12 protein-coding genes are annotated in these 14,056 nt (G+C 64.1%); 4 read left to right on the top strand and 8 right to left on the bottom strand.

Going from position 1 to position 14,056, the window contains the following annotated elements:
* The coding region (locus tag HMPREF1137_RS06120; protein WP_034497133.1) for a prolyl oligopeptidase family serine peptidase at positions 1–1,422 on the top strand (1,422 nt) is incomplete at its 5' end.
* 118 nt (positions 1,423–1,540) lie between these two features.
* Here the strand turns inward: HMPREF1137_RS06120 and HMPREF1137_RS06115 are convergent.
* The 4 genes from HMPREF1137_RS06115 to HMPREF1137_RS06100 form a co-directional block, all read right to left on the bottom strand.
* Entirely contained in the window at positions 1,541–2,896 is a 1,356-nt protein-coding gene (locus HMPREF1137_RS06115; RefSeq protein WP_007590053.1) for a hypothetical protein, read from the bottom strand.
* Positions 2,897–2,923: 27 nt separating this feature from the next.
* The gene (locus tag HMPREF1137_RS06110) at positions 2,924–4,267 is read right to left on the bottom strand and encodes a hypothetical protein (RefSeq protein ID WP_034497130.1); all 1,344 of its coding nucleotides are present in this window, start codon (positions 4,265–4,267) and stop codon (positions 2,924–2,926) included.
* 78 nt (positions 4,268–4,345) lie between these two features.
* Positions 4,346–5,524: a hypothetical protein gene (locus tag HMPREF1137_RS06105; RefSeq protein ID WP_155835409.1), complete on the bottom strand. Its 1,179-nt coding sequence runs from the start codon at positions 5,522–5,524 to the stop codon at positions 4,346–4,348.
* A gap of 343 nt (positions 5,525–5,867) precedes the next feature.
* Complete coding sequence (locus HMPREF1137_RS06100; RefSeq protein ID WP_231284041.1) at positions 5,868–7,232, bottom strand: hypothetical protein; 1,365 nt, start codon at positions 7,230–7,232, stop codon at positions 5,868–5,870.
* A gap of 179 nt (positions 7,233–7,411) precedes the next feature.
* Here HMPREF1137_RS06100 and HMPREF1137_RS06095 point away from each other — a divergent pair, with 179 nt between their 5' ends.
* Positions 7,412–8,479 carry a ribonuclease H family protein gene (locus tag HMPREF1137_RS06095; RefSeq protein WP_007590060.1) on the top strand — a complete coding sequence of 356 codons (1,068 nt, stop codon included), beginning with the start codon at positions 7,412–7,414 and terminating at the stop codon, positions 8,477–8,479.
* Positions 8,480–9,102: 623 nt separating this feature from the next.
* Here the strand turns inward: HMPREF1137_RS06095 and HMPREF1137_RS06090 are convergent.
* The 4 genes from HMPREF1137_RS06090 to HMPREF1137_RS06075 form a co-directional block, all read right to left on the bottom strand.
* A complete protein-coding gene (locus HMPREF1137_RS06090; protein ID WP_007590044.1) occupies positions 9,103–9,870 on the bottom strand; it encodes an amino acid ABC transporter ATP-binding protein in 768 nt (255 codons plus the stop codon).
* Positions 9,858–10,535 (bottom strand): amino acid ABC transporter permease, encoded by a 678-nt coding sequence (locus tag HMPREF1137_RS06085; RefSeq protein ID WP_007590039.1) that lies wholly within the window; start codon positions 10,533–10,535, stop codon positions 9,858–9,860. Before HMPREF1137_RS06085 ends, HMPREF1137_RS06090 begins: the two co-directional genes overlap by 13 nt.
* The gene (locus tag HMPREF1137_RS06080; protein ID WP_007590059.1) at positions 10,516–11,175 is read right to left on the bottom strand and encodes an amino acid ABC transporter permease; all 660 of its coding nucleotides are present in this window, start codon (positions 11,173–11,175) and stop codon (positions 10,516–10,518) included. The genes HMPREF1137_RS06085 and HMPREF1137_RS06080 overlap by 20 nt, the downstream gene beginning before the upstream one ends.
* A gap of 88 nt (positions 11,176–11,263) precedes the next feature.
* Positions 11,264–12,166 (bottom strand): cysteine ABC transporter substrate-binding protein, encoded by a 903-nt coding sequence (locus HMPREF1137_RS06075; RefSeq protein WP_007590045.1) that lies wholly within the window; start codon positions 12,164–12,166, stop codon positions 11,264–11,266.
* Positions 12,167–12,408: 242 nt separating this feature from the next.
* On the opposite strand from HMPREF1137_RS06075, the gene HMPREF1137_RS06070 reads away from it, so the two are divergent.
* Positions 12,409–13,167 carry an AzlC family ABC transporter permease gene (locus HMPREF1137_RS06070; protein WP_081493521.1) on the top strand — a complete coding sequence of 253 codons (759 nt, stop codon included), beginning with the start codon at positions 12,409–12,411 and terminating at the stop codon, positions 13,165–13,167.
* Complete coding sequence (locus HMPREF1137_RS06065) at positions 13,164–13,493, top strand: branched-chain amino acid transporter permease (RefSeq protein WP_007590057.1); 330 nt, start codon at positions 13,164–13,166, stop codon at positions 13,491–13,493. The genes HMPREF1137_RS06070 and HMPREF1137_RS06065 overlap by 4 nt, the downstream gene beginning before the upstream one ends.
* The last annotated feature ends 563 nt before the right edge of the window (positions 13,494–14,056 follow it).

Here is a 14,056-nt window from a genome sequence, read left to right as displayed (position 1 = left end):
ATCGTGCATACGGGGCTGACGCAGGAGGGCTCGCTCGCGCAGGCGATGCTGCCCGAAGCAGGGTCGCCCGAGGCCTTGGCACAGTTGGGCATTCCTTCTTCCCCCGCGTACAGTCGCCAGGCGCTGGCGGATCGCACCCCCGGCACTCCCCTGCCGGAGGACGAGCCCGCGCCCCTCACGCCGTTTGAGTCCTGGGAGCCGCTGCGCAGCCCCGGCCCCGGCGAGCGCATCACCGACGTCGAGGCACACGCGGGCTACGTGGCGCTCTCGCTTCGTTCGGGTTCTCTGACGCAGGTTGACGTGTGGGATCGCCGCGAGCCCACACCCACGTGGCGGCGCGTGGAGGTCGACGCCCCGGTGCGCACGATCGCGACCGTGCCGACCCCGTGGACCGATCCGCTGCGCGTGGAGTTCCAGTCGCAGACCGTGCCGCCCACGGTCGCGGAGGTTTCCCTGCCGAACCCGGCCCCGGCCTCGTCCCCCGAAGACCCCGAAGGCGCGGCCCTGACCGTGCGCACCCTGCGCACCCGCGAGGCGCCCGGCTGGGACCCTGCCGAGTTCGTCGAGGAGCGCGTGTGGGTGCTCGCGCGCGACGGCGCAACCCGCATCCCCGTCACCCTCATCCACCATCGCGACGCGCGCCCGGACGGCACGCACGCGGGCTGGCAGATCGGGTACGGCTCGTACGAGGTCAGCTACGACCCCGAGTTCGAAACCCTGCGCCTGCCGATCCTGCGCCGCGTCGTCTACGCGATCGCGCACGTGCGCGGCGGCGGCGAGATGGGCCGCGCCTGGTACGAGGACGGCAAGGAGCTGGTCAAGGAGCACACGTTCACGGACTTCATCGACGTGGCCGACTGGCTGGTCGACTCCGGGTGGGTGGCACCCGGCCGCCTGGTCGCGGAGGGCCGCAGCGCCGGTGGCCTCCTCATGGGCGCGGTCACCAACGCAGCCCCGGATCGCTTCCGCGCGATCCTGGCGGGCGTGCCCTTCGTGGACGCGCTCACCACGATCCTGGACCCGACCCTGCCGCTCACCGTCGGCGAATGGGAGGAGTGGGGCAATCCGCTCACCTCGCGCGCCGTGTTCGACGCGATGAGCCGCTACACGCCGTACGAGAACGTGCCCGACGGCGCGCTCCTGCCCGCGATCATGGCGACAACGTCGGTCAACGACACGCGCGTCGAGTTCGTCGAGCCCACCAAGTGGGTGCAGCGCCTGCGCGAGGCCACCGGCCAGGTTCCCTCCACGGACGAGGCCGGGGCTGGGTCTATTCCCGCGCGTGACCCGCTCGAGCGTCCGATCATCCTGCGCACCGAGATGGTCGCCGGGCACGCCGGCCCGTCCGGGCGCGAGGGCCGGTGGGCGGCGCGCTGCGAGGAGTTCGCCTTCGCGCTGGGCCAGGTGGGCGTCACGGTGTAACGGCAGGGTCCGCTGACGAGCGGTCGGCGCCTGTTTTAACGGCAAACACAGGTGGGGCGGTCTTCGTTGGAAGACCGCCCCACTCGCGTTGCGTCACTGTGCCGCGCGGGTGCACGCGTTACTGCGCGCCGCCATCCCAGCCGGGGCGCAGCGCGAAGGACTCAATCTCGCGCAAATAGCCCGCCTCGATAAGTCCACTTCGCGGCTCGATGTAGCCTGCCATCTTGTCCGTCGAGAAGACCTCCCGGCGTTCTCCCCCATCCCACGGCCGGTAGGCAAGGGTGACATGGTGATCATCCCAGCGATCCTCAAGCGCATAGACGCCAGTCTCGCTCACCTGGTACACCGTTCGTTGGCCGGTACCTGGACCGGCATACTTAAACAGGTAACGGCCCTGGCCACTGTCCAAGTCGACCGAAAATGCATGACCATCCTCACTGATGAACCTGTATTCGCGACCCACCTGGACTCCCTTGTAGCGAAAAATATTGCGGTCTCTATTCAATTCAATGGGATTTCCTTGCTCATCACGCACGGGAATAATCGTGCGCTGCCCCGTCGCTAGATCCCACCGCTGGAGAACCATGGTTCCCTTCAGATCACGCAAATTCGTCTTCTTCGCGGACTCAGGGTCGGCCGCCTGAATGGTCGGCATCGTGATCACATCTCCGTCACAGGCGAACATCGTCTGCCCCGAATAGAGGCCATCAATCTTCGGTGCCACTGCAAGAACGCGAGGCTCATAGTCATTAATCTCGTCCAACTGGGCAACTGCCGCTAGCGCTTCCGGCTGATCGCTGTCGCCTCCCGATTGGGCAGCGTACATTGCGAATGCTGCCGACTTGATACGCGGAGACTCTTCCGTTTCGGTGATCAGTAGGATGCGTGATCCACACAGCCCGATATCACCTTTAGTACTGGTCGTTTCCGCGTACTCAACGCTTCCATCGAGTTCAATGCTTTCAAGGCTGTGCCCTCCCCCCGCTGAGAGAGTCACCACGACGGTTCGTCCGTCCGGGAGCCCATAGCGCTGAATCTCGTATCTGCCCCAGAATTTGCCTTTAATGACGCTCGTTCCCGCATCCGTCGTCAAGTAATTTTCTTCTGGCTCACCGTAGGAAATCCCGTTTTTCGTCCACAGAATGTCCCCTCCCGTCCTCTCTCCAATGAGAGATGTTTTTTGCCGTGCTTGCTCGTCAAGAAGCATGATCCAGTTGTCATGAAGCGGCGCTGACAAGCCCGACCACGACTGTCCTCCACTCAGGCGCACAGCAATGACAGCATCACCGATCGCGAGCTTACTAACCGGAGTTTTCGAGAAGGTGCCCTGCGGAACACAGCTCCACGCGAGCGCAGCAACCGAGAGCACGACGACGAGGAGCGCCCATCGCCGGGAACGCCTCGGCTTCTTCGGGTGGCCATGCTCTTGTTCGTCGGCACCTGCCTCGCGTCGCTCATCGTTGCGTGCGCTCATGGTCGTCTCCGTCCTCGTCTGTGCGCGCTACTGCGCGCCACCGTTCCAGCCGGGGCGCAGGGCGAAGGATTGGATGCTGCGCCTATACCCCATCAGCAGATTTCGCGCCACGAGGTAGCGCGACATTGTGCCCGTCGTCAAGAGCACCCGCTTACCGCCCCCATTCCACGGCTGGTAGGAGAGAGTGAGGACGTCCTCATCGTCATTTTGCTCGAGCGCATACACGCCGGTCTCGCTCACCTGGAATACCGCTGGGTTGCGAGTATTCTCCGATGGAATCGAGAAAAGGTGCCGGGCGTTGCCGCTCGTCACGTCAACCGCGTAGGCGTTCCCATTCTTCGTCACGAACCGGTACTCATCCCCCACCCAGATCGCTTGAGAATAGTAGAGGAAATTATCCTGATCCGTTTCGATGGGCTGTCCTGCTTCATCGAGTACAGGAATGATCGTGCGCTGCCCCGTCGACAGATCCCATCGCTGCAGGACCAAAACCCCATCCCATGGGTGCCTTGTGCCACTACGCACAGCGGCTGGGTCTTCCTGCTGAATACTCAGCACCGTGATGACGTTCCCGTCGCACGGAACACTCATCCGCCCCGTCAGCAGGCCATCAATCGCAGGTGCCACCGCAAGGAGTCGGGGAACACCACCATTGAGTTCATCGATCTGAAACACAGCAGCAACATTCTCCGGCATGTCACCGCCCGACTGGGCTGCATAGGCCTCGAACGCCGCCGACCTGATGCTCTCAGAATCCTCAGTATCGGTGATCCCAACGATGTGCTGCCCACACTGCCCAACCGACCCACTAGTATCGGGGATTTCCGTCGTCACAATGCGCCCATTAGGGTGGATCACATCGACCCTGATCTCCTCGCCCGAATCTACGACAACAATTCTCCCATCCGAGAGCGAGAAGCGTTGATCCTCAGCGAGCGACGGTTCTTTAACATCGATCTCCTGCGTTCCCTGATCGGTCGTCACGTATTCCTTATCCGGCGCCCCAAAGGAGAGACCGCGATCAGTCCACAAGAAAGCGACGCTGCCGTACCTTTTCGCCTCGATACGGGTCGCTTGCCCCCGCCCCTGCGCGTCCAGCAGCACGATCCAGTTGTCTTCCGGCGGGGTCGGAAGTCCCGCCGAGAACTTTCCCTCGCTCAGCCGCACAGCAATCACCGCATCCCCCAGACTCAGCTGATCGGCCCGCGTCTCCGTCACATCCCCCTGAGACATGCAGCTCGACAGCAGCATGACGAGCGACAGTGCTGCCGCGACGGTGCTGGACCGGCGCGCGCCCTTGCGGCTGAGCAACCCCCTGCGGGTCCTCGCGGGGGTGCTATCGCTGAGTGGCTCGTCAGTATGCGGCTTCATCGTCCTGATCCATTCTCGTCACTGCGCTAACGGTCGCATCATGCGCCCGCACCCGAGTCTAGGCCACGACAGATGACGTTACTGCGCGCCGCCGTTCCACCCCGGACGCACGGCGAAGGACTGTACCCCTCGCCGGTGGCCCGAGAAAAGGTCCGTCGTCCTGATATAGCCCGCCAATGCATCCGTTGCGAATACCTCGCGTTTGTCTCCTCCATCCCAGGGGTAGTAAGTGAGCGTGACATGATAGTCCCGCTCATTAACCTCAAGGAGGTAAATTCCAGTCTCGTTCGACTGGACAGAGACATTGTCATCGGACGCATTCCACGAGATGGAGAAGAGGTGCTTGGCGCGGCCACTCACCAGATCGACGGACCATACGCGACCGTCCGCATTGACGAATTTATGGTCACCTTCAGCCGGAAAAGCCTGAGAAGCGATCATGCTGCTCTCGCGATCCAGTTCAATGGCATTCCCGTCCTCATCGACCACGGGAATAATCGTGCGCTCCCCCGTCACCAGATCCCACCGTTGAAGGACAAAAGCGCCGAGCGTGGGGTCTGGCGCTCCGTTGAGGGCATCGCGATCGTAATAATACTGTCTAGTCGGCACCGTGAGTACATCATCTTCGCAGAACATGGCACTCTCACCTCCCCACAGGCCATCAACCAATGGCGCTACCCCCACCAGCCGAGGAAGATCACCATCGGGATCGTCCAGTTGCACAAGAACGTCCAGGGCCTCCGGATAGTTGCCACCGCCCGACTGGGCGGCATACGCCTCATAGGCCACCGATGCGATGTCTTCGGACCGCTTAGTGTTGGTCAGCTCCAGAATCCGCGAGCCGCACTGCCCGAGATGCCCTTCGGTCCCCGAGGTCTCTCTACGATCAACACGGCCATCAGGCTGGATAATGTCGACGGCATATCCTGTGCTCAGCGGAGACGTGACAACTGCAATTCCCCCATCCGGAAGAGCAAAACGCCCTTCCTCCGCGAAAGGAAATCCTTGATGCGCGAACTCCTGCACTCCCTCAGCAGTCGTCAGATAATCGATGTCTCGCGTGCCATAAGAAATCCCGCGGCCAGTCCACAGGACGCGGCCCCTGTTCCACTCACCGATGCGAGCTGCTTCTACCTGTCCTTGCGCATCGACCAGCGCGATCACGTTGTCACTGAGGGGCTTTTGGAGCCCCGACACGGAAGTTCCGGTACTCAACCGCACTGCGATAACGGCATCTCCCGTGCTCAGATTCTTCACCGGCGTCCCCTTCGGAGCCCCCTGAGACATGCAGCTCGACAGCAGCATGACGAGCGACAGTGCGGCCGCGACGGTGCCGGACCGGCGCGCCCCCTTGCGGCTGAGCAACCCCTTGCGGGTCCTCGCACGGGTGCTATCGCTGAGTGGCTCGTCAGTATGCGGCTTCATCGTCCTGATCCATTCTCATCACTGCGTCGAAGGACGCATCATGCTCCTTCACCCGAGTCTAGGGCACGACCTCAACTGCCCTAGGATCGTTCCCAGATACCGCGCAGGACAACGACACCGAGCCCCGTCCTCGCGCGCCAACACCCAAGGTCGGCGCACCATCCAGCTGCGCGCGCTACTGCGCGCCGCCATCCCAGCCGGGGCGCAGGGCGAAGGACTCGATGGCGCGCTGACCACCCGAGAACAGCTTGCGCACTCTCAGGTAGTCCTCCAGGTTGCCCGTCGAAAGAACCACGCGAGACTCACCGCCGTCCCATGGATGATAGGAAAGAGTGACTGCTTGCTCGCGGGAGCTATCCGTCAGGAAATAGACGCCGCTCTCGGTCACCTGGAACACCATGTCACCATGTCCGACCTGCTCGGGGATAGAAAACAAGTGACGGCCCTGTCCGCTCTTCAGATTGATCGAGAAGGCATGACCATGTCGACTGATGAACCTGTATTCGTCACCCACCAGGATCGCCTTGCCACCGTAGATGTCCACATCTTCATTCAGCTGGATGGCGTTTCCTGCCTCATCAAGCACGGGGCTCACCGTGCGCTGCCCCGTCGACAGATCCCACCGCTGGAGAACGAGGGTCCCCCTCGCCGCATCGACGCCACCGTTTTGTGCGCCGACGGGATCATCCAATTGGATGCCCGGTGCCGTCAGCATGTCCCCTTCACAGGCGTACAAGTACTGCACTGACCTTAAGCCCGGAATCATCGGCGCTGCCGCGAGGATCCGCGGGGTAGCTCCGGCAGGATCGTCCAACTGCACGACAACCGAGAGGTCTTCCGGCTCACTTCCATCGCCACCCGACTGAGCGGCATAGACCTCGAGCGCCGCGGACTTAATGCTCTGAGACACCTCCGTATTCATAATCGCTAAAACCCGCGACCCACACAACCCAAAGCCGCCAGACCAGTCATCGGTCTCCACGCTCGTCATCGTTCCATCACGCTCGATGATGTCCGCACGAATACCAGAGCCCCTCCTCGCAGCACTGATGACTTCGATTCGCCCATCGGGGAGCGCAAAACGGAAATATTCAACGGAACGATCACCCACGCGGGGAATCCGCTGCGTCCCCTCCTGCGTCGTCAAAAAATCCTCCTCCTCGACACCGTACGACACCCCGAGCTCAGTCCACGCGATGTCACCACGCTTCCCGCGTTCGATATGCCCCGCTTGCCCCCGCCCTTGGGAGTCGAGGAGCACAATCCAGTTATCACTCGTTCCACCCGGAAGGCCCGCAGACGCCTCTGCAGCACCCAGCCGCAGGGCGATGACCGCCTCGCCCGTCGTCAGCTTGTCGATAGGCTTTTCATCGAGAGACGCAAAGGAAAGACAGCCCGACATCAGCATGACGATCGACAGTGCTGCCGCAACAATGCCACACCGGTGCACGCCCTTGCGACTGAGCAACCCCCTACGACCCATCGGCTTCTCGCACTGCCTCGCACGGGTGCCATCACTGAGCGGCTCGTCAGTATGCATCTTCATCGTCCTGATCCGTTCTCGTCACTGCACTAAATGGCAACACGCCTACCCCGAGTCTAGGGCACGACACCAGGGCCACCCCATCCCAGGCCCCAGATACCGCGCGGGACAGCGACACCGCGCCCCGGCCTCGTCCCCCATCCGATCAAGCCTCGGGATGCCGATAGGATGAGGTCATGACGATTACGGCGGCGGCAGACGGTTCTTCCCTCGGCAATCCCGGGCCCGCGGGGTGGGCCTGGTACGTGGACGAGGACACGTGGGACGCGGGCGGCTGGCCGCAGGGCACCAACAACCTCGGTGAGCTGACCGCGATCCTACGTCTGCTCGAGGCAACGGCCGAGACCGGCGAAGAGCTGCACATCCTCGCCGACTCACAGTACGCGATCAACGTCGTATCGAAGTGGCGGCTCGGCTGGAAGAAGCGCGGCTGGACGAAGGCCGACAGGAAGCCCATCAAGAACCTGGAGCTCATCCAGGAGATCGACCGCGCCATGGAGGGACGCCGCGTCACCTTCGAGTGGGTCAAGGGCCACGCAGGACACCGCATGAACGAACGGGCAGACGACCTCGCGCGCGCATGCGCCGAGGCCTACCAGGCTGGGCGCACGCCCGAGCCGGGCCCCGGGTTCGGGGGCGGCGGAGGGTCGCGCGGCACTGCGTCGGCGGATCAGGCCTCCGGTGGTACTGCTGCGCCCGCATCGGTTGAGCCGGACGATACCGTGGAGCCCAGCGCGAGCGCACAGGTTGGGCAGGAACACACCAAAGCCGACATGACCACTGCTACGCCTGCCTCACGCGACACCGCCACAGACGAGGCCGCCACGTCGACTTTCCGCTCTCATCCCAGCGTTTTCTCCACGCCCGCAGAGGCGAGCGAACCCGCACAGGCGGCCCCGGCCTCGTCCGCGAGCGCTCCGACCACCGAGGATGCGATCGCCCGCGAGCGCGAATTCATCCTGGCGTGGACCGGCGGTGACGAGGAGGCACTAGCGGCCATGACCGACGAGCGGACGACGCGCATCTGGCCGGGCGGCGGTGCGACCACGACGCTGGCGGGACCCTCGCCTGCTTCCCCGTCCATCGGCCGCATCGACGCGCACGACCTGGGCGGGGCGTTCCTGACCCGCTACCGGGTGCGCTGGGAGGGCGGCGCTTCGCTGGAATCCAGCGTGTGGGCGCCGGCAACTTCTGGCGAGGCGCGCCTGATCATGGTGCACCACCAGTCGACGCTGATCTCCTGAAGCGTGCTATCGCGGGCACGCATTCGCGGGCGTGCACAGCGTGCAGGCACAGGGCGCGTCGGATAATCCCGCGGGGCACCGGGCCGCTACGCGAATAGGCACCTTGACGGCCAGATGTATGTGCCCCAACCCCGCAGAGAGCTCCAGCGTGCCTAGCACGCCCCACGCGGATAGGTTGCTCGCATGCGGATAGGTTATGCGCATGTGGATAGGTTATTAAGGTATCCGCATCGTCGTAACCTATCCGTATCTTCGTAACCTATCCGCATAGCTGTTTCCTATCCACGAGCCCCAACACTCACCTGCGTGACACTGCACCAGTTAGGGAGCATTACACCAGTTAGGGAGCATTACACCACCTCCGAGCTGGTGTAATACCCCGCTAAGTGGTGTCACACCACTTAGGAACAAGCTAAAACGCGGAACATGCCCGGCCGGACATACTGCTCGCCCAGGCTGCGGCGCCCGTGGGCGGCGGCAAGGCCTGGCCGGGCTTCGAGATCGACCACTCCGAGCCTTTAGGCTCGCGTGTGGCGATCTCGCGGTCGGGCCGCCGCCCACGGGCGCACCAAGCAGCCCGGCCCAGCAAGGCCAGCCCCTCCGCGAGGAACCCCGCCACACCCTTACAGCTTGGCGCCTTCGAAGCTGAAGATGTCGAGGAACTTGCGCGCGCGATCAGAGGCCGGGTCGGCGAAGAACTTGCGGGGCGGGTCGACCTCGACGATGCGGCCCTCGTCCATGAAGACGATGCGGTCAGCGATCGCGCGGGCGAAACCCATCTCATGCGTGACGATGAGCATCGTCATGCCGGTGCGAGCCAGCTCGAGGACGACGTCGAGGACCTCGCGCACCATCTCCGGGTCGAGGGAGGCCGTGACCTCGTCGAGGAGGAGGATCTCGGGGTCCATCATGAGGGCGCGCACGATGGCGACGCGCTGGCGCTGGCCGCCGGAGAGCTGGCGCGGGTAGTCGTCGGCGCGGTCCGCCAGGCCGACGCGCTCGAGTAGTTTCAGCGCCCGCGCGCTCGCGTCGGCACGCGATTCTCCCGCGACGAGGCCGGGGGCGAGCGTCAGGTTCCCCATGACGGTCAGGTGGGGGAAGAGCTCGTAGGACTGGAATACCATGCCGATGCGGCGCCGGACCTCGGGCCAGGACACGCCGGGGGCCGCCAGGTCCTCGCCGTCGAAGAGGATCTGCCCGGAATTGATGGGCTCGAGGCCGTTGATGGTGCGCAGGAGCGTGGACTTGCCGCAGCCGGAGGGACCGATGATGACGACGACTTCGCCGTCGGCGACGTCGAGGGAGACGCCGCGCAGGGCGTGGTGTCCGCCGGGGTAGGTCTTGTCGAGGTCGACGAGGCGCAGCTGCGGGTCGGAGGTCAGTTCTGCCATGTTTTCTCCATGTGGCGTGAGAGGAGCGAGATCGGCCAGCAGATGAGGAAATACAGCACGAAGATCAGGCCGTAGATCCACAGCGAGGCTGTCGGGTAGTTGAAGCGGTTGGCGTCGATGATCTGCTGTCCAACCTTGAGGACTTCGACGACGCCGATGAGGACAACGAGGGACGTCGTCTTCACCATGCGGGTGATGAGGTTGACGGCCGGGGGCGCGAGCCTGCGCAGGGTTTGCGGCAGGATGACGCGGCGCATGGTCTGCCTCGGGGTGAGTCCCAGAGCGTATGCGGACTCGTACTGGTGGCGGGGGATCGCGATGAGCGCGCCTCGCACGAGGTCACCCATTTCGGCGCCGCCCCATAGGGTGAAGACGAGGACGGACGCGGTGATGCCGTCCAGGTTGATCCCCGCGACGCGCGTGAGCCCGAAGTAGGCGACGAACAGGAGGACGAGCTGGGGCATGATGCGCACGAACTCGAGGTAGATCTGCATGAGCCAGCGCAGGGGCCGCCAGCGCGAGCGCATGCCGAGGCCGACGAACACGCCGAGCACCAGCGACAGTACAACGGACAGCGCGGAGATTCCGACGGTGACGCCCAGGCCCTCGAGGATGCGCACGAGGTTGCGGCCTTCGAAAATGACGTTAATTCCCAAATCCGCCACGGCGCACCTTCTTTTCGATGAGTCGGGCCGCGATGGACACGGGCAGGAGGATCACCAGGTAGGCGATGACCAGGAGGACCAGCGCTTCGGAGGTGTTGTAGGACATGCCGATGAGGTCTTTCGCGACGTACACGAGGTCGGGCAGCGCGACGACGGAGACGACGGATGTTTCCTTGATGAGGAAGATGACGTTGGCGGCGAGCGGCGGCACGGAGGTCGCGATGACCTGCGGGAGGGCGACGTGGCGCAGCGTCTGGGTGCGGGTGAGGCCGAGCGCCGCAGACGACTCCCACTGGATCGTGGCGATCGAGTCGAGGCCGGAGCGCAGGGCCTCGGCCATGTAGGCGCCACCCAGGAAGATGAGGCCGACGATCGCGCAAGTCTCGCCGCTCCATTTGATGCCCACGCGCGGCAGGCCGAAGTAGATGAAGAAGAGCTGCACGAGCAGCGGCGTGTTGCGCGACAGTTCGACGTAGGCGGCGGCGATCTGCGTGGCGACGGGGATCCGGTACTGCCGGATCGCAGCCACGAGCAGGCCGACCGCGAGGGAGCCGATGATGCCGATAGCCGCGATCCTCAGGGTGAGGATGGCGGCGTCGACGTACAGGGGCGCGTATCGCGCCAGAATGTCGAGATTCATAGGAAAAATCTGGGACGAGGCCGTGGCCGCTCGGGGCGTTCACCCGCGGTGGGCGCTGTCCCCGGTGGGGGCCACGGCCTCGTTCCTGTCAGTTGGTGGAGGTGCTGTCCACGCCGCCTTCGACGACGAGGTCGTCGGGGGTCGCGGCGTCACCGTAGACGGGGGCGAGGGTCTGCTCGTAGTCCTTGTGGAAGAAGTTTTCCTTGCCGAGCTCAACGAGCTGGTTGTTCAGCCAGTCGAGGAGGGCGGTGTTGCCCTTCTTGACGGCGGCCGCGATGTAGCTGGTCTCGCCCAGGCTCTTGATGCCGACGCTGAAGCCGGGGTGCTGGATCGCCCAGGCGATGACCTCGGTGTTGTCGGTGGAGAAGGCGTCGCCGCGGCCGTCCTCGAGGGCCTGGTAGGCGTCGGAGTACTGGTCGTACTTCTGGAGCTTGACCTCGGGGTGGTTGGCCTCGAAGTAGGCTTCGGCGGTCGTGCCCTTGGTGACGATGAGGGTCTTGCCGGCCAGCTGGCTCACGTCGGTGATTTCAGCCGAGGTGGGAGAGACGACACCGAGGGAGACCTTGAAGTAGGGGTTCGCGAAGTCGACCTTTTCGGCACGCTCGGGCGTGACGGTGAAGTTCGCGAGGGTGATGTCGACCTTGTTGGAGGCGAGGACCTCGGTGCGGGCGGCGGCGTCGACGGGGACGTACTTGGCGGTGACGCCCAGGTCGGCGGCGATGCGGTCACCGTAGACGACGTCGTATCCGGCGGGCTTGCCATCGGCGTCGATGTAGCCGAAGGGGGCCTTGTCGGAGAAGATGCCGATGACGATCTCGCCGGCTTCCTTGATCTGCTCGGGGCTGCGGTCGCCGACCTGCGCGCTCGACGAGGAGGACGAGGAGGTGGACGCGCCACCGGAGCATGCGGCCATGCCGAGGGCTGCGACCATGGCGACGGCGGCCGTAGCGAGTCGAAGGAATGGCTTCTTGCGTGCGTGAGTGGCGCTCATGAGGGCTCCTGATCTGCGTTTTCAGTGGAAGCGCCGAGGGGATGTTCCTCGGCGACAGGAACGATATTTCCACCGGACGGTTTATTGCGCGAGAGCTATTTCCCGTTTTGAAACTATGTGACAGGTCCGTGACGAGGCTCCTTCCCACTTCGTGGAACGCCATCGCCGCGAGAGCGTGCAAGTCGTCACGCACGGCCCCGCCAACGCGCACTCTCACCGCCTCACGCGCCACAATTGCACCCATGCCCAAGCTACCGCGCACCGTGAACCTCCCCGTGCCGGCTAGCCCTACCCGCCGCGAGATCCTCGAAGGCCTGCGCATCACGGCGCCCGTGGCCGCGGGTTACATTCCGCTGGGCCTGGCGTACGGCGTTCTCGTCATCCAGCTGGGCCTGCCGTGGTGGTTGGCTCCGTCGCTCTCCCTGGCCGCCTACTCAGGGTCGGCCGAGCTGCTCGTCGTCACTCTGGCCGCGCAGAATACGCCGCTGGCCGTCATCGCGGTGACGATGCTGCTGGTGAATTTCCGCCTCCTGTTTTTCGCGTTCTCATTCCCGTTGCACGTCATCGAGGGCCGCTTCGCGCGCCTCTTCTCGATGTACGCCCTCGTGGACGAGGCCTACGCACTGACCGCCGCCCGCCCAAACGGGTGGACGAAGCCTCGCCTGCTGGCGATGCAGGCTCTCTTTAACCTGACGTGGCTAATCTCGAGCCTTGTGGGCGTGTCCGCAGGGTCCTTGATTCCTACGCAGATCGAGGGCCTCGACTTCGCACTGACGGCTCTGTTCATCACGCTGACCCTGGACGCGGCGCGCACGAGGCGCGAGCTGCCCTCAATCCTTCTGGCTGGCGTGTCCTTCGCGGTGGCCATGGTGGTGGCGCCAGGCCAGCGCCTGCTGGTGGCGCTGCTGCTGTTCGTCGCGTGCCTGGTGGTGCGCCACGTTCTTCATCGCCGAGGCATCCTCCGCTCCGCGGATGAGGTGGCCGAAGGGGGTGCGCAGTGACTCCAACGCTGGGCTACCTGCTGGCGCTTCTGGCGATCACCTTCGTTATCGACTTTACGTTGCGCGCTCTGCCATTCAAGATCCTTGAGCCGCTGCGCGATTCGCGTTTCGTCTCCGACATGGCAGTGTGGATGCCGCCGGGCATCATGCTGATCCTCGTGCTCTCGACACTGGCTCAGGGAGCGCAGGAGGCGGGTGGCCGCTGGTGGGCGGCGCTGGCGGCGACGGGTGTGACGGTCGCGGTGCACCTGCTGAGCGGCCGCAAGCTCCTGTGGAGCGTCGGCATCGGAACGGTCTGCTACGTCGCGTTGCTGAACTGGCTCTGACGAGCTCCGCCGAACGGCTCCGAGCCGCGGGCGCGCGGATTACCGCCCCCAAAGTCGCACATAATTTAACATGGTCATTTTTCGAGATGCTCCACAAACGCTGCAATTCCAACGACATGCTTTCAAAGCCTGAAATACTCGCAGGGGAATTACGTGCGAAATTGCTGGGCGCACATCAAACAGCGCGGCCTCACCGCCACACGGGGGGAATGACGCCATCCAAGCCTCCGACACGCCGACGACACGCCGTCAGAGGGCTTCGCATGGCGCAAAACCCCCACCGATACCTGCATGGAAGGCACCGCTGGAGCCTTCGAGCATCACCAAACTGGATAGGGACTAACAATCTGGATAGGTTATTGCGTTCTGGATAGGTTAATAAGCTATCCAGAAGCGCCGTTCCTATCCAGAACAGAGCTTCCTATCCAGAACGCACACCACCGCCTGATAGGAGGGCGCCGGAGGGACCGGAGGGACCTGCCGCGGTGCCGGTGGGCGGCGGCGGGGCCTGGCCGGGCTTCGAGCCGACGCGTAGAGCCACACATCAGCGACGAGGCACCACT

Origin of the sequence: Actinomyces sp. ICM39 (assembly GCF_000282935.1) — a bacterium.
In the GTDB taxonomy this organism is placed as follows: domain Bacteria; phylum Actinomycetota; class Actinomycetes; order Actinomycetales; family Actinomycetaceae; genus Pauljensenia; species Pauljensenia odontolytica_B.
This window is presented reverse-complemented; position numbering and strand designations above follow the sequence as displayed.